Consider the following 17,569-nt stretch of genomic DNA (forward strand, 5'->3'; position numbering starts at 1 on the left):
CTTTTTTATTGGAGGTAATATGGCAAAGAAAGTTTTTCTTTTATATCGTGACCTGATTGTACTCACTTTGATTGCAGTTCCAATCGGAATTGCGGCTGGCTTTGTTGATACGGTATTTGGCCGTATCCTGTTATGGCTCACAGACATTCGTACACAACATGTTAGTTGGTTTCTTCCCTTTCTTGGCATTATCGGTGTCTTTATCCTTTGGCTTTATAAGAAAATAGGAGGAAAAAGTATAAAGGGGATGGCCTTGATCTTTGAGACGGGTCACGGGATAAACCCAGATATCCCTCTCCGGTTGATTCCTTTTTCCATTGTGAGCACATGGCTCACTCATCTATTTGGTGGTAGTGCAGGAAGAGAAGGGGTAGCGATTCAGATCGGTGGAACCATTGCTCACTGGATAGGCAGACGGCTTCCCATCAAGGAGGCTGGGAAAATACTCCTGATTGCTGGAATGGCGGCGGGATTTGGCGGATTATTTCGCACTCCCATTGCTGCTGCATTGTTCGCTTTGGAGGTTCTTACAGTAGGGGTTTTAGAAGAAAAAGCAATTTTACCAGCCCTTACTGCTTCCTTTACTGCAAGTTATGTTTCTGGCCTCTTAGGGCTTGAAAAGTTCACCTTTTTGTTAAAAGACCAAATTCAAGTTTCCTGGGAGTTGATACCGAAGCTTTTAATCGCTGGTGTCTTATTTGGACTTGTTGGCAGCGTATTTACCTTGTGTCTTCATAAGTCAAAGGAAACTCTTTTGTCATGGATCAAACAACCACTTTTAAGGATTTTTATTATGGGTACCGGGATTAGTATCTTATCGTTTCTTTGTTTTAAAGGGCGGTATTCTGGCCTTGGAACAAACTTAATATCCATGAGTTTTAGCCAAGGGATCTATTCCTGGGATTTTGCATGTAAGCTGTTGTTTACGGTGCTCACACTATCCGCTGGCTTTCAAGGAGGTGAAGTCACACCGCTATTTTCCATTGGAGCTTCTTTGGGTGTGGTTCTGGCTTCTTTTCTTGGACTTTCACCAGTGTTTCTAGCAGCACTTGGCTATGTAGCTGTATTTGGCAGCGCTACCAATACCTTGCTTGCACCTATGATTATGGGGGCTGAGATATTCGGTGCGGAATATCTTCCCTATTTTGCCGTGGTTTGCGGGCTGGCGTATAGCTGTAATTTAAACTTATCCATCTATCCTTTGCAGAAAAGAAAAGAGTAGATGCATTCACAGGATGCAAAAGGCATCCAAATTCACACCGATTCAGCGGTCTGTATTTGGATGCCTTTTCTTTTTACAATTGCTTAATTAACTCTTCCAGTTCTTCGGATAACTTTTTCGCAAGCTCAAAATCCTCATTTTTTAAAGCAGATTCTATTCTTGTCTCGATTGTCTTTTTCTTATCTTCTAACTCCAGATAATCTTTGCTGAAATGATTGGCATAAATCATCTTGCGAAACTTTCGTACGCTCATTTTTCGGATGGTTTTATTTTCAATCATCAAAACATAGTCCACACAATTTGCTATGGTGTTAAAGTCATGGGATACCATTAAGACGGCACCTTTATAGTCCTTTACCGCTTGTTCCAGAGCGATCTGAGAATAGGTATCTAGATGACTCGTTGGCTCATCAAGAAGCAGTAAATTCGCTTTGCTGACTGAAATTTTTGCAAGCTGTAACAGGTTTTTCTCGCCTCCAGATAAGCTATCAATCTTCTGAGTTAAGACATCTTCGCTAAATCCATATTTCGTTACATATGCCCTAATCTCATCATAAGTCTGAAATCCGATGTCAAAGAATTCATCTTGTACGTCACTTTCTTCTTTTAACATCTCCCCTTGGATTTGAGACAAAAACGCCATGCTAACGTTATCTCCGATTACAATGGAATCCTTCTGATTCTTATAAATATCGCGAAGAAGCGTTGTTTTTCCAGTACCATTGGGGCCAATGAGGGCAACTTTATCGGATGATCCTATTTCAAAGCTGGCATCTTCTAGAAGAACCTCTTGGAACCCCACACTGTAATGATTCACCTTTAATACTGTGGACGCTTCCACCTCACCTAATATAGGTAATTTGATCTCCGGCTGCTTGATTTCCACAAAAGGCGCCTTAATTCTTCTTGCCTCCAGCCTTTCTAAAATCTTTTCTCTGGCGTGAAGTGATTTGCCTCTTGCAGCCTCCGTATGATACGTGGCTACAGCTCTTAGCTTATTGACAATCACTTTATTTCGTTCAATCTCTAATGTATCCGCAACAGCCAGTTCCTGGAGCTCAATCTTAGTCTGAAGAAGGGAAAGCTTATATTCAATGTATCTTCCATTAAACTCCTGCAGTTCCTTATTCTCCAGATGTATGATCTTATTAAAGCAATGATCCAGCAAATACCGATTATGAGTTATAATAAGCATCATTCCTTTGTGAGCATTAATCAGTTCTTTCAAAGAATTTAAGTTTTCAAAATCCAAGAAAACATCTGGTTCATCCATGATCATCAAATGAGGATTGGTAAGCATTTCCTTAATTACCTGAATTAGCTTATATTCTCCGCCACTTAATTCGGATACCAAGGACGTTTCATATCTACTTAAATCGGCCAGATTAAGCTTCTTTTTGATTTCATTTTCAAAATCATCTCCGCCTATGGCTTCTAATGCATCTAAGGTATTTTGATATTTTTCCAGTAAGGCCTCTATGTCGGAAGAGGTTTCCATCTCAAGACAGATTTGGGCAATTTCACGTTGAAGACGAATAAATTCTTCCGCGACATAATCAAATACGGTGATCTCTTTTGTTTTATCAAGCTGGGAAAACTGGCTTACATAGCCAATCCTTAAACCGGGTTCAATCTCCAACTTTCCATCATACATATAACGTTCCGGATCCATAATGATATCCGTCAATGTGCTTTTTCCACTTCCGCTGGTTCCTATAAATGCACAATGCTGGCCCTCTTCCAACGTAAATGAAATATCTTTATACAATTCCTTCTCTGGAAATGAAAAGGAAAGGTTAATCATGTTTATCATTTTACTCCTGTCCGTGTGTCCTACACACTTCGGTATCCCAATTAAAATAGAAAAGGATTAAAAAGAGCTTACCAAAATAAGCTCTTTACTCTACGATCCTATTATTTGTAATTTTTATCATGTTATATCTGCTTTAGACCTTTATTTCTTGTCAACCTTCGTAGCATATCATTTTTTTCAATAGATTTCAACTATTTTTAGAACCGATTGGTTCCTATCCTCGATTATGCAAGGGCTTCACCCACTTGTGGCTTTAATCTATGTTCCAAGTTCTCCTGAGATACAATCCTTTCTATTGACAGTAAAAACATACTATGATAGCATGATAATGTCGGTTAGACTTAACTAACTTGTTTTAAAAGTACTTATATCCACATAATAATAAGTTCAATTATGTTTTAATCTCTAGCAACTATAAAATTATTCAATTCCATCATTTTCAATTGTAAGCAAAAAAAATCAATTCCACTTATAGGTACAAAAAGATAAGAAAGATAAGGAGACACATCCATGAAATCAATAACCAAGAGGAAGTTAACGATTTTCCTTTGTTTGTGTGTAATTGTTGTATTTACAGCCTGTCAAAAGGCAGACAAAACTGGGACTCCGTCCTTAACTGATGCCACCACTTCTGAAGCTTCTTCCAATCATGTAAACTCGGCTTTCTCAAAAGCTCAGAGTCCGATCACTACTGAAACTGAAACCACAACAGATGCCGGTACTCAGACGATAAGTACCATCATGGGTGACGTTACCGTACCATTAAATCCTACAAAAATTGTAGCCCTTGGTAATCCAGGTGATCTAGTAGCAATGGGTATTAAACCCATCGCAGGTGATAACAAAATCAATCTATTTGACGGTATTTTAACAGAAGATATCTATACTTACATTACAAGTGATGATTATGAAGGAATTATGGCATTAGAACCAGATCTTATCCTTATTGCCAGTACACCGGCACAGGCTGATTATGACAAACTTACTGCCATTGCACCTACTGTGGTAACAGAAGCTTACTCCACCAGCTTATCCGATCGAATCACTTTTGTTGGTAAGGTGATTGGAAAGGAAGCGGAGGCAAAAAAAGCACTCTCTGATTTTGAATCTCAGGCAGAAGCTTATAAAGCCCAGTTGATAAAAGCCGGGATTGAAAACAAAACCATAACGGTTATGGAGGGGACTTATCTCTTTGGTGACAAATATGGAAGAGGCGCTGATATTGTCTATAATTATCTAGGCTTTAGGGCACCTGATAAATTGCAAGAAGTATTTACCAGAGGTGATATGTATCTGGAGGTTTCCATGGAAGTACTCCCCCAATATTGTGGTGATTACATACTCAGTTCGGTATGGGAAGGTTCCGAAGATCCGTCTCAGAATGCTGTGTGGAACAGCATACCCGCGGTTAAAGATGGACATGTAATTAAGATTGATTTCTCGGATTATTTTTCAAGAGATTTATATACCTCTGGCAAGCAGATGAAAATGCTGGTGGAAGCATTACTCGCTTTAAAGTAATCTATGATCTTTTTACTTTTTATCCATCAGAAAAGGAACGCAGACTAGCTGCGCTCCCTCTCTGAATTCTATCTGTTTTTACTATAGATATTTTGTTAAATACTCTGACAATATATATATCAAAGCTTTTTACACTCGTTGCCTAAATAGGTTAAACCTGCGAATTTAACTTATTATCAGCTTTTAAAACCCCCATTAAAACTTTTCAAATATAAACCTTAATACTCACTCATTTAACGATTAAATACATCTGTAAAGGCATCTAATGTTCTGTAATAGGAAGCCTTAGGAGTATTGATGTTAGAGTAGAGTAATGGACTGCTTTCACGTCTCCAAGAAGTGTCATCTGATAATCCCCACCAGGTAAAGCCTGTGAACTTACCGCCAGCTTTTTTCAGTTCGTTGACAGATTTCATGACATCATATACATAAGCTGCCTGTTCCTGCTCAGATTTGGCACCAGCATCAAATTCAGTAATCTGAATCTCAAAGCCAGCATTTACAAACTTGGTATAAGCCTGTTTGAAGTAAGATGCACTTGGGAATGTTGATGCAAGGTGAGCCTGTCCACCAACACCGTTACAGATCTTCTTTTCAGCGTTGATGAATTTAATCATCTTTACAATATTGTCTGCTTCCATATATTCATTATAGTCATTATAGAATAAGCTGACTTTATCAGTAAGTTTGTAATAACTTAATGTTTCACTGGCATAACGGAATGCGTCTTTTACAAACTGTGGACTTGTTGAAATGTTACCATAAATCTTTAACCAGCCAGATTCTGATGGGGAATGAAGGTACTCATTTACAACGTCCCATGCATAAACTACGCTGCCGTACTGGCTTGAATATACGTGATTCATGACAGTTTTAATATAAAACTCCATACGTGCATTCATTACAGTCTGATTTACAAAGCCTGCACCACCATTGTAGCCTGTCTTAAACAGCCAAGCTGGTGTCTGACCATGCCAAACCAATGTATGTCCACGAACGCCTAAGCCATTATCATAGGCAATTTTTAATACTTTGTCTATGGTACCAAAATTGATCTTTGGTACCGTAGATTCTGTATAACCACTTGGAATGTAATATCCCAAAGATTTTGCTTCTGCCACCGAAATCAATGTCGGTGAACCGCCAAGCAATGCATCTGGTTTCATCTCATTCTCAAGCGTTATACTATTGTATCTTTGCTTAATGGTATTTAAGGTCGATTGATTCTGTAGCTGATATAAGTTTACACAAGTACCAGACCGATTGTACTTGGCCCCGTATGTATTCAACAAATTCTGATCAGCTGTTGCCGCCTGTGTTACTCCTAATGACGAAATCGTAAGTGCCATTGCAGAAATTACTGTTACTAGCCTTTTAAATGATTTTTTCATTAAAATACCCCCTTTGTATAATATGTTTAATTGAAAGGATTCTTTAAGAGCAGGTTGTAAATAATAGGGCTCGCTTAACCTTACACATACTTAGCCTCCTTTCTTTGCTCCCTTTTACAATTTCCAATTCTAAAGATTTCCTTTTATTAATTCCCTCTAATACTTGGTAAACCCATTCATTCTTTCTAAGTAGACTTTGTAAATATGTGTCAGTTAAGATATTATGAATCTAACACATTATGTCTGTTTTTCCATGGAAATGTAAAAATCCCGATACTGTTCGTCATATTATCGTAAAAAATCACAATTTACGAGTAGTAATTATATTATTTTTCCGTTTTAGTGCATAAAAAAGGAACGCAGCATTGCCACGTTCCTCTTCTATGCATATCTCTATTTACACGTAAAACTTTAGAACAAGGAAAATGATAAGAATAAGGAAGCCATTAAGGAAGCTACAAGAGAAACTACGGTAATCTGCGTATTAATAGATGGTCCCGCCGTATCTTTAAAGGGATCTCCTACCGTATCACCAATGACCGCTGACTTATGAGCATCACTGCCTTTTCCTCCATTGCCACCTGCTTCGATGTATTTCTTTGCATTATCCCAAAGTCCTCCTGAGTTGCTCATGAACAGAGCTAATAGAAGTCCGCTGACAATATTTCCCGCAAGATATCCACCGATCGCATTTACTCCGCCAATAAAACCTACGGCTATGGTTACAATGATACTGAAAAAACCGGCAGGTATCAGCTCTTTGAGGGCACCATCGGTGGCGATGTCAATACATTTATCATATTCTGGCACGACTCCTGGTTTTCCTTCTTTTAATCCCTTAATCTCCCTGAACTGTCGATGGATTTCAGCAACCATACGTTGTGCATTTCTATCAACTCCAAGCATTAACATGGCAGAGAAAACTGCAGGAATTGCTGCACCTACCATCATTCCAAAGAATACCAACGGATTGATGATATCAAATCCATTTAACACCACGGAGCCTGCTGCCTCATTTACTTCACTCATAAATGCGCCTAGCAAAGATATAATCGTAAGTCCTGCTGCTGCAATCGCAAAACCTTTTGTTACTGCTTTTACTGTATTACCTGCGCTGTCAAGAGAGTCAGTAATTTTTAGAGCCTCATCGCCTAAATCTCCCATCTCCACAAGCCCTCTGGCATTGTCGGCGATGGGTCCATAGGCATCATTGGAAATAATCATTCCAACGATGGAAAGCATACCTACTGCTGCCATTGAGATTCCAAACATTCCGGCAATGGGATCTTCTGGTGATATCGATGCACAAAGATTATAGGAAATCATTGCTGAAATCCCAATTCCAACCATAGAAGGCAACACACTTAAAAATCCATAGGATATTCCGGACAAAATGGTAAATGCCGGACCAGATTCTGATGCCTTTGCCACATTTCGTACCGGCTTTTTGTCATCATTGGTAAAGTAATCGCTAGTAATGCCTATGATAACGCCTACAAGCAGACCAATTGCTGTTGCTCCCCAGATACGCCAGTCAAATCGAAAGATATAGGTAGCGCCTGCGGTCAAAACAGCAAAGATACCTGTGGTTAAATAAGTACTCATATTTAGTGCCATGGTTGGATCGTCTTTTTTACCCATACGAGCTGCCATGACCCCAAAGATTGAAGATAAAAGTCCGAGAGCCGCGTAACAGAATACCATAGCGGAATAATCAACTCCCATTTTGTTGCCGAGAGCGATTGCCATAACAAGAGCAGAAGCCATGGAAGCTACATTAGAATCGAATAGATCCGCTCCCATTCCTGCCACATCACCTACATTGTCGCCTACATTGTCTGCAATAACGGCTGGATTTCTTGGATCATCTTCAGGAATTCCAAGTTCCACCTTACCTACAAGGTCTGCACTGATATCTGCTGTTTTGGTAAATATTCCTCCACCAGCCTTGGCAAACAGAGCCAGTGAACTTGCCCCAAAACTGAAACCAAGCAATGCGGTAGAGTCGTGTGTAATTGCCATGACTAAGGTAACACCTAAAAGCGAACTGCCTACGACTGCCATTCCCATAACTGCTCCGCCACGAAACGCAGATAAAAAGGAAGGTCTTATGCCGCCGCTTCTAGCTGACTCCGCTGTCTTTATATTCGCCATGGTCGCTACTGCAATTCCGATCTTACCAGCAAATGCGGAAAAAATTGTACCACACAGATAGGCGATAACAATGGTCAGATTTTGTAAAATCGATCCGCCTTTCCAGATAGGAGCCGGTAGAAATATAAAAATTAAGATCGCTGCTGCTCCACAGAATTTAGCCAAAACAAGATATTCTTTTCGAAGGAAAGTTTTAGCACCCTTCCTTATGTAACTGCCAATCTCTTCCACTCTCTCATTGGAAGATGGCTGAGCCTTAACCCAACGATACAACCAGGCTGCAAAGCAAAATGCAAGTGCGGAAACTAAAATGGAAATAATTAAAAATAAGTCTAGATTACTCATACACTATAAACCCCAACTTTCTTCTCTTATTATTTTTTATTGTGTACTATATAACTATATACCTTTTTTCCAATTATTTTTTTTTATTTTACCCATCACCTCCGTAAGTGAAAATGAACGGGCTACCAATATATCTACATGTACAGGCCCTTAATTTGTGTGTAGGAAGCCCAGAATAAAAACAAGTTACAGCAGCACAAAAGCATGGGGGAAACTTCCCTACTGCTAAAAACTGTGAAGCCAGAGAGGCTTCTATTGGTTTCATCGTTCTGGATTATCACCTCCTAAATGTATTTCAAGCCAAATGGCATTGAGTTCATAAAATGGGTTTGAGATTAGTAAGAATCGCTCTAGAATTGGATGTGGTTAAGACATCCTTTTATGTGATTGCAGAGTCATCGACGATTATCGAGGCTGTGCTTTATGTTCTGTATTTAATTTGTCCGCAGATGGACAAGGGGTTTGATTCGTAATAGTAATACCGATAATGTAAGATTTTGACCCACGAAGCTGCGTAAGCTTCGGCAGCAAAACAGCACAACAACAGGTACCATTTTTTGCAAACATTACATCTATTATATAACATTTTAAATAATAAAACAATTAATATTCCAATATTTGGTCTTTATATCCTCAGTTTCAACTCAATAAAAGTGCGAATTCTACCGTAATTATATGTTCCCTTATTATTTGCACAAAATCACTATAACAATCTAATAATAGGCAATATGTCTACTGCAAGCAGAGATACATTCCCTACTTGCAGTATCTAAAGTTTAATTCTCTCTTTTAATTACCAACGTTTGATACCCACCAATCACACCATGCTCCCGCAGTTCCCCAAAAATTAATGTTCCATTTTTTATTTCATCTATCATCTCAGGAACAAGCTTAACCGGTTCTCGATTGAAATTCTGGAAAAACAGATATTGATGCTGATCGGAATGTCTGGAACACACTTCCACATCTTCAGGGATTTCTCCCTTTACAAGTGGAACAATTCCGTTAGCCTTAATTACTTCCCGAAGAAAATCATCATAAAATTTCTGTTCCCCATCTGCACAAACATAATAAGCAACGCCTTTTCCATATCGATTTTTAGTCAAAGCAGGATATCCATGATAAAAATCATCCTTATAGGTTGCCAGCACCTCTGCACCCTTTAGGCTTACAATATCACAGAGATGATTACACTCATATCGTATCTCTTCCATTCCTCCTGATTTGGGAATCATATGGTTGTACTCTCCATCATAAAGACCGTCAATCTCGGTACTGCGAAGACCCACAACATCCATCAAATCATGAGGAACGCCACCAGAGAAGCAACTATCCCATTCGTCCACAATACCAGACCAATAAGTTAACATAAGTTTTCCACCCTCATTTACAAATTTGCGGAACTTATCCTCTATCCCGCTATGGAACAGATAAAGCATCGGTGCTGCTACCAGATCATATCCAGTAAGACTATCTTCCATGGATATCACATCTACATTTAATCCCAACTTTTTCATCGCACTATAAATTTTTACCGCTGCTTCTTTGTAATACAAGCCTTTATTTCTAGGACCTTGTGCATCCTCCATGGCCCAACGGTTTTCTATATCATAAATGAGAGCAACCTTAGACTTGACCTCTGTTCCAGCCAGTTCCTTCAATCCATCAAGAGACTCTCCAATGTGACATACTTCCTGATAAACCCTTGTGTCCTCTCCTCCATAATGGTCGATCACCGCTCCATGAAACTTTTCAGAGCTTCCTTTGCTCTGCCGAATCTGAAAATACAAAACACTGTCGGAACCATGAGACACGGCATGAAGAGAGTTGAGTTCCAACATACCTGGCTTTTTTAACTTACTGACTCCCTGCCAGTTGGTGCTACTTGGACAGGATTCCATAAGAAGAAAAGGTTTCTTTTTTAAGCTTCTCATATAATCATGTTGCATCCCATTGTCCCTGGCAGTCAAAATCTCCTTGTTCTTATGCCAAAGGGGATAAGAATCCCAGGATACCACATCAATTTCTTTGGAAAGCTTCTTATAATTTAGTCCTTTATAATCATACATAAAGTTCGTAGTCACGGGCTGCATCGCACCTGCATCTTTAAGGGCCTTAATTTCCCACCTAACAAAATCTGCCGTTTGCTCTGTTACAAACCGCTTCCAGTCCAGATTAAGGCCATGAACCATATTTTCCCCTATGGTGGAAGGACTTTCTACTTGATCAAAAGAAAGATATACATGACTCCAAAATGCAGTACACCATCTCATGTTTAAGTTCTCAATGGTATCATATCTTTTCTCCAGCCATTTTCTAAACGCTTCTTGGCATAAGGGGCAATGGCATTCCCCGCCATATTCATTGGATATATGCCACATAAGGATTCCCGGATGGGCGCTAAACGTAGTGGCCAGCTTCTGGTTTATTACCCTTATTTTTTCCCTGTATACATTCGATGTGTAGCAATGATTATGTCTGCCTCCAAAAAGCTGACGCACTCCCTCTTCATTCACCCTCAGCACCTCAGGATAACGGTCCGCCAACCATTTAGGCCTGGCCGCGGAAGGGGTTGCCATGATAACAGAGATTCCATTTTCATATAGCAGGTTCACCCGATCAATCAGCCAAGAAAGCTTATATTCTCCTTCCTCTGGTTCTAAAAACGACCAGGAAAATACGCCAAGCGTAACGGTATTAATGCCAGCCTGTTTCATGAGCTTCAAATCCTCTTCCAGTATCTGAGGCTCATTAAGCCATTGCTCCGGATAATAATCTCCCCCATGCCATAATCCTAAGTGATTCATAAGCAAACATTCCTTTCTAAAAAGCACCGCTGCCGTATTCCTTAACGAAATTCCGGCTGCGGTGCCTGTAATGATATTCTTATTTTACTGCACCTGTAATTCCCTCTGCAAAACTCTTCTGAAGAAGGAAGAAAATAACAACCGTAGGAATGGTGCAAATAAGTACGGCTAGCATAAGTATACCGTAGTCCGTCACATATCCTTGGGTTAAGTTTGCTACCAGCATTGGCATGGTAATACTTTTGGCATCAGACATAATTACTTTTGGCCAAAGATAACTGTTCCATGCATTCATAAACGTAATCGTGAGTGCCGCCGCATAGGTAGACCGCATAGTCGGTAAAAACATACGGTAGAAAATCTGAAATTCTGTCAATCCGTCAAGACGTGCTGCCTCCATAATATCCGATGGAAACGATCTGGCGCTCTGTCGGAACATCATGATTAAAAAAGGCGTTGATATGGTGGGAAGAATAAATCCCAGGGTGCTGTTTAACAGCCTTGCCTTTGAAAACATCTGATAAAGAGGAATCATGGTGGCCGCAAATGGCACCATCATTGCTAGAAGGATCACACTCATGACCCGATCCTTTGCCTTATCATGAAACACCTCAAAGCCATATCCTGCTATGGAGCAGATAAGCAGCGAGATTAATGTCATAATGGTTGAATATTTAAACGAGTTAATCAAGGCTGTACTGACGTTCTGAGAGCCTAGCAGCTTATTTGCGTTGTCAAACAAGGCCGTGCCAAACATCAAAGTCCCTCTGGTAACATCCACACTCCGGTTTGTAGCCGCAACCATCATCCAGTATAGTGGAAATACGGAGATAAATGAAACTACGATTAAAAATGTATAAGCGAAAAACTTTTTCCCCTTAGTCACGTTTATCACCTACCTTTAACTGAACAAATGCAAGGAACGCCACCAAAAACAGAATCAAATAAGACATAGATGCCGCATATCCAAAATTAGGTACATATTTAAATGATACATTATAGATATAATGGGACATGGTAATTGTCGCATTAGCCGGTCCACCATTGGTTAAGTTCACTGACTCATCAAACAACTGTAAGGTTCCGTTGGTGGACATGATAGCGGTTAATAAAATGGTAGGTCTTAAAAGAGGTACTGTAATTCGAAAGAAAGACTGGATTGGAGAAGCTCCGTCGATCTTAGCCGCTTCATAAACAGAATATTCTATGTTTTGCAGACCAGATAAATAAAATACCATGTTATAACCAGTCCATCTCCAGATCAGTGCTAAAATAATAACAATTCTGGCACTGTCTGGATGACCTAAAAAGTTATATCCGGTGTTCAAAAACCCTAGCTTAATTAAAATATTATTTACCAGGCCATCTACAGCAAATAAGGAACGAAATATTACGGCGTAAGATACCAGGGAGGTGGCACATGGCAAAAATATGGCAGTGCGGAACAGTCCCTTAAACCGAAGATCCTTATGATTTAACAGGGAAGCCAGTATGAGTGCCAATATAAGCATGATGGGCACCTGAATGACCAAATAGATAAAGTTGTTTTTCAGGGCCTGCATAAAAACCGGATCTTTAAACATTCGGATGTAATTGGTTACACCCGTCCATTTCATCTTGTTGCCAATTCCTGTCTGAAACGATAGGAAGAGGGCCTGAATCATGGGCAGAAAGCTCATGACCCCAATTAAAAGAACCGCTGGTGTTAAGAATGCCCAGCCTGCCATGCTTTGTTTCTGCCCCACGGAACGTTTTTTATTAGAATTTACCACTGGAAATACCACCTCCTAGGGTCATTTACTTGCCCATAGCAAAATTAACCGTGTCTTCTGCGTTCTTAATCTCCGCATCAATGTCTGATCCTGCTACTACTTTTGTAATTGCTGTTGCCACTGCATCGCGAGCTTCGTAATAATAAACTCCAGTATTGTTAGATGGAACCTTGGAAGCGAAATCAGTGATCATAGAATAGACTGGCTTATCTCCAAAGAACTTCTGTGGCTCTCCGTAGACCTTACTCTCTGCTACTGGAAGATAAGTTGCCATTGCGCCGGATTTTGGCAGAATGGTTTCATATAGTTCTGTGCTTCCTGCAAAGGTTTTGCTTAAGAAATCATATGCCAGTTCTGGATTCTTGCTTGCAGAAGTCACCGCCCAGCTAGAACCACCATTGTTGGAATAGTTGGTTGCACCTTCTACGCCTTCTAATTTTGGCATATTTGTAATGGCCCAATTACCAGACTGGTCTTCAGCGGTTTGAATGCTAGCCATAATCCAGCAACCGTTGATAGTACCGCCTACCGTACTGTTTGTTAAGGTTCCTACATACTGATCCCAGTCATTTACCTCTATGAGTACACCACTTTTCACTAAGGATGCATAGGTTTCCATTACTTTTTTCAACGTAGCATTTCCAACCATGTCAGGTTTTCCATCTTTATCAAAAAGACTTCCACCAGCGGATTGAAGCATCATCATAATCAGATCAGATTCTCCTGCCTGACAGGATAAAAGTGGCTTTCCTGTCTTTGCTAAAATCTTTTCTCCCATTTCCTGATACTGGCTCCATGTGATATCTTTAAAATCATCTACGGTATATCCAGCTTCTTTTAAAATGTCAGTGCGGTAACAGCCCACTACAGAACCGTTGTCAAATGGTACACCATAATTCTTACCCTCTACCACGGAATATGCCGTTTTTGCTTTTGCGAATTTCGAGAAATCAACGCCGCTTCCCGTAATGTCCTGAAATGCATCTGGATAGCTAATGACGTTTTTCTGGAATGCATTATCCTGTAGCAACATAATGTCTGGAAGACTCTCTAAATTTCCTGAGGTCGCCGCAGTGGTCAGCTTGGTCTGGATATCTTTCCATGGGGTTTCCACTACATTCAGTTTAAAGTCCGGATGATCCTTTTGGTAAACCTTTTCTGCTTCCTTCATAGCATAAAGATTAAACGCCGGATCCCAACACCAAACCGTTAGTTCGTTGGTTGCCTTAGCTCCTCCGTCCCCTTTTTTATCCCCGGTCTGCGCAGTACTTCCAGAACCCCCTGTGCCGCAAGCAGTTAAGGATACTACCATAGCTCCTGCCAATAATAGAGATGCGATTTTTTTCTTCATAGCGAAACTCCTCCTTTAAATTAATATAATTTCAAAGATCGGATGAACATCATCCAAGCATCTTTTTTCATTCATTTCCCGTAGGCATTCAGGGAACAATTACTTTATCATTTTTTATAATATCTCTCTTATTCTTACCTTCTGGCACCATTCGAAACACTAAAAAAGTAGCTTCTTGATCCATTCGGTTCTCAATGGTATGAATGGAATTTCTCACACGGATGACTGTATCTTTCGATGCTGTCTCCCGGTAAATTCCGCCCTCATCCTTCCAGCGAATGGTTATTTCCCCAGAGGTGACTACTAAAACCTCTTCTATAGCCCGATGCATATGCCATTCCTGTGCAGATTTTGGAGATATCACATTCTCATGAACCTCAAATTCATCAAAGATAAAATAATTGACCCTTGTCCCATTTTTCTTTTCAACGTAAATGGAATCTTCCGGGTGGTATAGTTCTAGCTTGTCCAAATCACTTTCCCCCATTCATTTCCAATCCAGTAAAAACAGCTTCGCACGTCAACATGTAAATATTAGCTATATTATACCAATATATTTCATTCTAAAGCTTTTAGATTCAATTAAAAAAAGCGCAAATTCAATCATTTGCGCTTTTAATCCCAGCCTTTTTGTGCACTGATCTTACAGTACAACAACCGGCTCTCGTAATTTTCTGAAGAAATTTTCCATTGATAAGGAGAAATTTTCATTTCTTTTCTGAAATTCCTGTTAAATGCGGAAATAGAGGCAAATCCAGAGACTGCCGCCACCTCTTCCATGTTCTTTTCCGTTCTCTTTAAGAGCTCGCAGGCATTTTGTATTCGGATCAGATTTATGTAGTCCACTGGCTTCATATTCATTCCATCTTCAAACACACGACGAAAATGACTTTCACTGACGCTGCAGGCATTGGCAAGATCCCCAATCTTTATTTCATCCATATAGTGATTTGAGACAAATTCAAGGGCACCGGCTATCATGGTGGTATTGGATCTGGACCTCATAATCTTCTCCTCATCATCGGAGAGTCTTAAAAACTCAACGACACATGCGCCAAGAAGACTCCGGATGCTGTCACTGTAATACGGCTTTTTACTCTTTGCTTCCTCCATAATTCCCAATATGAGCTTAGCTAGAACCGAATTTTCCTTCTCTGTAAGTAAGTATCCCGTACGCTTAATTCGTTTTAACATATTCTTTTTTACCATGGAATCGTACTGTTGCAAATCAGATATCAATTTATCCAGGTCAACATACATCCATTCCCAATATGCTTTTGTCCCAAGATTACAGTTGGTGGTATGCGGAAGCCTTGGCGGGACGACCAAAAAGGATCCTTCTGCAAAAGGAATGTGCTCTTGCCCTAAGACCACCTCTCCACTTCCCCAATGACAATATCCAATTTCTAATAGATTATGGAAATGCAAATATTTAATCCGTTTGCCGTATTCCCGAATCCAATCCTCTCCCAGCAGAGCTAAAACCACTTCTCCTTCCGGGATTTCATAATAACGAAACTCTACCTTCTCCTTTTGTTTTGCCAAATATCTTCCCCCTTTAGCAACTTAAGCCCCCCGGCTTTTATTTGCTTCTATGTTAAAACTCTCTGATCCTACTTTCCTCATACCGTCTGCACCCAACAAACACCTGATAGAACCCACCCAGAAATAAGCCTACGGAGAAACCACAAATCACAGAGTATATAACGTTAAAATCAAGATTCCTGTGGAAATCTGGCTGAATGGCTAAAATCACATTTAAAATATATTTGATTAAAAAGTTCACCAGTATAATCACCAAAGGAAGATAAGATCCCGTACGGTAAAATACACCGTCTTTTTTATAAATCCTTCGAAAGCGGGCGTAAAGAACATAACCAGCAAAACTTCCTATCCCTGCTGCGACCACATAGCAAATCAGGGCTATATTAAGATATTGAAAACTAGAAAATAATTTCTCCAGACCCCAGATGATAAATGCCAAGGGCATAATCAACATTTTAGCAAAAGAAATCTCCCCGTCTTTCGTGGCATTTAAGCCTCTTGTAATTAGCAAAGCCAAAATCCCCCACACCATGAATGGAGTTCTTTTTATTACTTCAAATAAAAACATATTGCATTCCTCTTTTCTTTTCGTTTGTATCACTAACATACAATGTAATAAAAAAGAAGGCAATATGCCTTGACGTAAGCGGTCGAAATCCCAACTCAAGCGGTGACAATCAGAAGATCTATTTATTTTCCCTTTTTCTTTTCAGCAGTTCATTCATCTTTTTTACTTCGGTTTTTTCTAACTGGTAATTAAAAAGACGAAGCACCAAATAAATAATAGTTACCAAAAACGGGCTGGTATAAATAGAAGTTCTTGACATGTCCCAATGAAAAAGAAAATTACAGGTTATCACAATCAGCCATACTATAAATAGATATAACAGCTGACTCCATACAGAAGAATCAAACATGAGACCTGTAAAAAAAATATGCTTTAACATTGCTGCCAGTAAGGCTGATACCATATATTCACATAGAATTACGTTATTTAATTCATTTCCCAAAAGAAGCTGCATCATTATAATTACGGTGAAAACCATAGCAGTTAACTGGAATATCTTTTTAATCTTGCTGCGCATTATTCTCTCTCCCCCATTCCCAGTTTTCTTTTTAATCCAGCCACATACCTTCTTGATATGATGACCTTTTCTTGATTCACTAAAAGAGCTTCTAAGTTGCCACTTAGTTTGGGATAAAAGGAATAGATTTTGTCAAAATTTAGCAGCATGGACTTGCTGACCCGGATAAAGGAACGTTTCGAGAGCTGTTCTTCTAAAACATAAAGCTTTTCCGTAATTTCCAATGTATCTTTCTCCGTATATACAAAAACTTTTCGATCTATAGATTCTAAATACATTACATCGTCTGCATTAATATTAAAAAACTTTTCTTCTTTTTTACAAAGAAGATGCCCAGTTTCTTTTTCCCTGGGACTAAGAATATTTACAGCCTGGGTCACATGCTTATCCATACCATGAACCCGGAAAAGTACTTCTTCCTCTTCTTCCTCAGAGATGAAGTCAATTTGTATCTTCATGAAATACTCCTTATAGAAATAACAAAAAGCCATCTCTGCCATGAACGTAATAACCTGGCATCATGACAGAGACCGCTTTTTTTATAAGTAAAATACTTTTTATAA

At 39.5% G+C, this 17,569-nt stretch carries 15 protein-coding genes; 3 read left to right on the top strand and 12 right to left on the bottom strand.

All coding sequences use genetic code 11. The annotated features are described in order from the left end of the window. The first annotated feature begins 19 nt into the window (after positions 1-19). The gene (locus tag BET01_RS14835; protein WP_120197584.1) at positions 20-1,222 is read left to right on the top strand and encodes a chloride channel protein; all 1,203 of its coding nucleotides are present in this window, start codon (positions 20-22) and stop codon (positions 1,220-1,222) included. A 73-nt stretch (positions 1,223-1,295) separates the two neighbouring features. On the opposite strand, the gene BET01_RS14840 is transcribed toward BET01_RS14835, so the two are convergent. Next, a complete protein-coding gene (locus BET01_RS14840; protein WP_120197585.1) occupies positions 1,296-3,035 on the bottom strand; it encodes an ABC-F family ATP-binding cassette domain-containing protein in 1,740 nt (579 codons plus the stop codon). A gap of 510 nt (positions 3,036-3,545) precedes the next feature. Here BET01_RS14840 and BET01_RS14845 point away from each other — a divergent pair. Next, positions 3,546-4,556 carry an ABC transporter substrate-binding protein gene (locus BET01_RS14845; protein ID WP_120197586.1) on the top strand — a complete coding sequence of 337 codons (1,011 nt, stop codon included), beginning with the start codon at positions 3,546-3,548 and terminating at the stop codon, positions 4,554-4,556. 233 nt (positions 4,557-4,789) lie between these two features. On the opposite strand, the gene BET01_RS14850 is transcribed toward BET01_RS14845, so the two are convergent. Next, on the bottom strand, positions 4,790-5,947 hold the full coding sequence (locus tag BET01_RS14850; RefSeq protein WP_120197587.1) for an endo-1,4-beta-xylanase: 1,158 nt from the start codon (positions 5,945-5,947) through the stop codon (positions 4,790-4,792). A 411-nt stretch (positions 5,948-6,358) separates the two neighbouring features. Then, a complete protein-coding gene (locus BET01_RS14855; protein ID WP_120197588.1) occupies positions 6,359-8,446 on the bottom strand; it encodes a sodium-translocating pyrophosphatase in 2,088 nt (695 codons plus the stop codon). Between the two features lie 323 nt (positions 8,447-8,769). Between BET01_RS14855 and BET01_RS21630 the strand changes: the two genes are divergently transcribed. Then, positions 8,770-8,919, top strand: a complete 150-nt coding sequence (locus tag BET01_RS21630) for a hypothetical protein (RefSeq protein ID WP_158585078.1) — start codon at positions 8,770-8,772, stop codon at positions 8,917-8,919. Positions 8,920-9,222: 303 nt separating this feature from the next. Here BET01_RS21630 and BET01_RS14860 read toward each other — a convergent pair whose 3' ends face one another. The 9 genes from BET01_RS14860 to BET01_RS14900 form a co-directional block, all read right to left on the bottom strand. Beyond that, entirely contained in the window at positions 9,223-11,253 is a 2,031-nt protein-coding gene (locus BET01_RS14860; RefSeq protein ID WP_120197589.1) for a beta-galactosidase, read from the bottom strand. 79 nt (positions 11,254-11,332) lie between these two features. Then, positions 11,333-12,139: a carbohydrate ABC transporter permease gene (locus BET01_RS14865; RefSeq protein WP_243117238.1), complete on the bottom strand. Its 807-nt coding sequence runs from the start codon at positions 12,137-12,139 to the stop codon at positions 11,333-11,335. Further along, positions 12,132-12,980, bottom strand: a complete 849-nt coding sequence (locus tag BET01_RS14870; RefSeq protein WP_120197638.1) for a carbohydrate ABC transporter permease — start codon at positions 12,978-12,980, stop codon at positions 12,132-12,134. Before BET01_RS14870 ends, BET01_RS14865 begins: the two co-directional genes overlap by 8 nt. Before the next feature lie 70 nt (positions 12,981-13,050). Further along, the gene (locus BET01_RS14875) at positions 13,051-14,376 is read right to left on the bottom strand and encodes an ABC transporter substrate-binding protein (RefSeq protein ID WP_120197590.1); all 1,326 of its coding nucleotides are present in this window, start codon (positions 14,374-14,376) and stop codon (positions 13,051-13,053) included. An 88-nt stretch (positions 14,377-14,464) separates the two neighbouring features. After that, on the bottom strand, positions 14,465-14,848 hold the full coding sequence (locus BET01_RS14880) for a cupin domain-containing protein (protein WP_207667629.1): 384 nt from the start codon (positions 14,846-14,848) through the stop codon (positions 14,465-14,467). A 143-nt stretch (positions 14,849-14,991) separates the two neighbouring features. Beyond that, on the bottom strand, positions 14,992-15,921 hold the full coding sequence (locus tag BET01_RS14885) for an AraC family transcriptional regulator (RefSeq protein WP_120197592.1): 930 nt from the start codon (positions 15,919-15,921) through the stop codon (positions 14,992-14,994). 52 nt (positions 15,922-15,973) lie between these two features. Then, positions 15,974-16,489, bottom strand: a complete 516-nt coding sequence (locus BET01_RS14890) for a DUF6622 family protein (protein WP_120197593.1) — start codon at positions 16,487-16,489, stop codon at positions 15,974-15,976. Between the two features lie 118 nt (positions 16,490-16,607). Continuing rightward, positions 16,608-17,006, bottom strand: coding sequence for a DUF3021 family protein (locus BET01_RS14895; protein ID WP_120197594.1), 399 nt, complete (start codon positions 17,004-17,006; stop codon positions 16,608-16,610). Then, on the bottom strand, positions 17,006-17,464 hold the full coding sequence (locus BET01_RS14900) for a LytTR family DNA-binding domain-containing protein (RefSeq protein WP_120197595.1): 459 nt from the start codon (positions 17,462-17,464) through the stop codon (positions 17,006-17,008). Before BET01_RS14900 ends, BET01_RS14895 begins: the two co-directional genes overlap by 1 nt. Positions 17,465-17,569 lie beyond the last annotated feature (105 nt).

It is taken from the genome of Lacrimispora algidixylanolytica, assembly GCF_003609635.1.
GTDB classification, from domain to species: Bacteria; Bacillota; Clostridia; order Lachnospirales; family Lachnospiraceae; genus Lacrimispora; species Lacrimispora algidixylanolytica.

Coding starts and splice junctions, on each gene's coding strand:
- BET01_RS21630 (WP_158585078.1), top strand. CDS start 8,770: ATGGGTTTGAGATTAGTAAGAATCGCTCTAGAATTGGATGTGGTTAAG.
- BET01_RS14855 (WP_120197588.1), bottom strand. CDS start 8,446: ATGAGTAATCTAGACTTATTTTTAATTATTTCCATTTTAGTTTCCGCA.
- BET01_RS14840 (WP_120197585.1), bottom strand. CDS start 3,035: ATGATAAACATGATTAACCTTTCCTTTTCATTTCCAGAGAAGGAATTG.
- BET01_RS14850 (WP_120197587.1), bottom strand. CDS start 5,947: ATGAAAAAATCATTTAAAAGGCTAGTAACAGTAATTTCTGCAATGGCA.
- BET01_RS14860 (WP_120197589.1), bottom strand. CDS start 11,253: ATGAATCACTTAGGATTATGGCATGGGGGAGATTATTATCCGGAGCAA.
- BET01_RS14900 (WP_120197595.1), bottom strand. CDS start 17,464: ATGAAGATACAAATTGACTTCATCTCTGAGGAAGAAGAGGAAGAAGTA.
- BET01_RS14895 (WP_120197594.1), bottom strand. CDS start 17,006: ATGCGCAGCAAGATTAAAAAGATATTCCAGTTAACTGCTATGGTTTTC.
- BET01_RS14875 (WP_120197590.1), bottom strand. CDS start 14,376: ATGAAGAAAAAAATCGCATCTCTATTATTGGCAGGAGCTATGGTAGTA.
- BET01_RS14845 (WP_120197586.1), top strand. CDS start 3,546: ATGAAATCAATAACCAAGAGGAAGTTAACGATTTTCCTTTGTTTGTGT.
- BET01_RS14890 (WP_120197593.1), bottom strand. CDS start 16,489: ATGTTTTTATTTGAAGTAATAAAAAGAACTCCATTCATGGTGTGGGGG.
- BET01_RS14835 (WP_120197584.1), top strand. CDS start 20: ATGGCAAAGAAAGTTTTTCTTTTATATCGTGACCTGATTGTACTCACT.
- BET01_RS14870 (WP_120197638.1), bottom strand. CDS start 12,980: ATGGCAGGCTGGGCATTCTTAACACCAGCGGTTCTTTTAATTGGGGTC.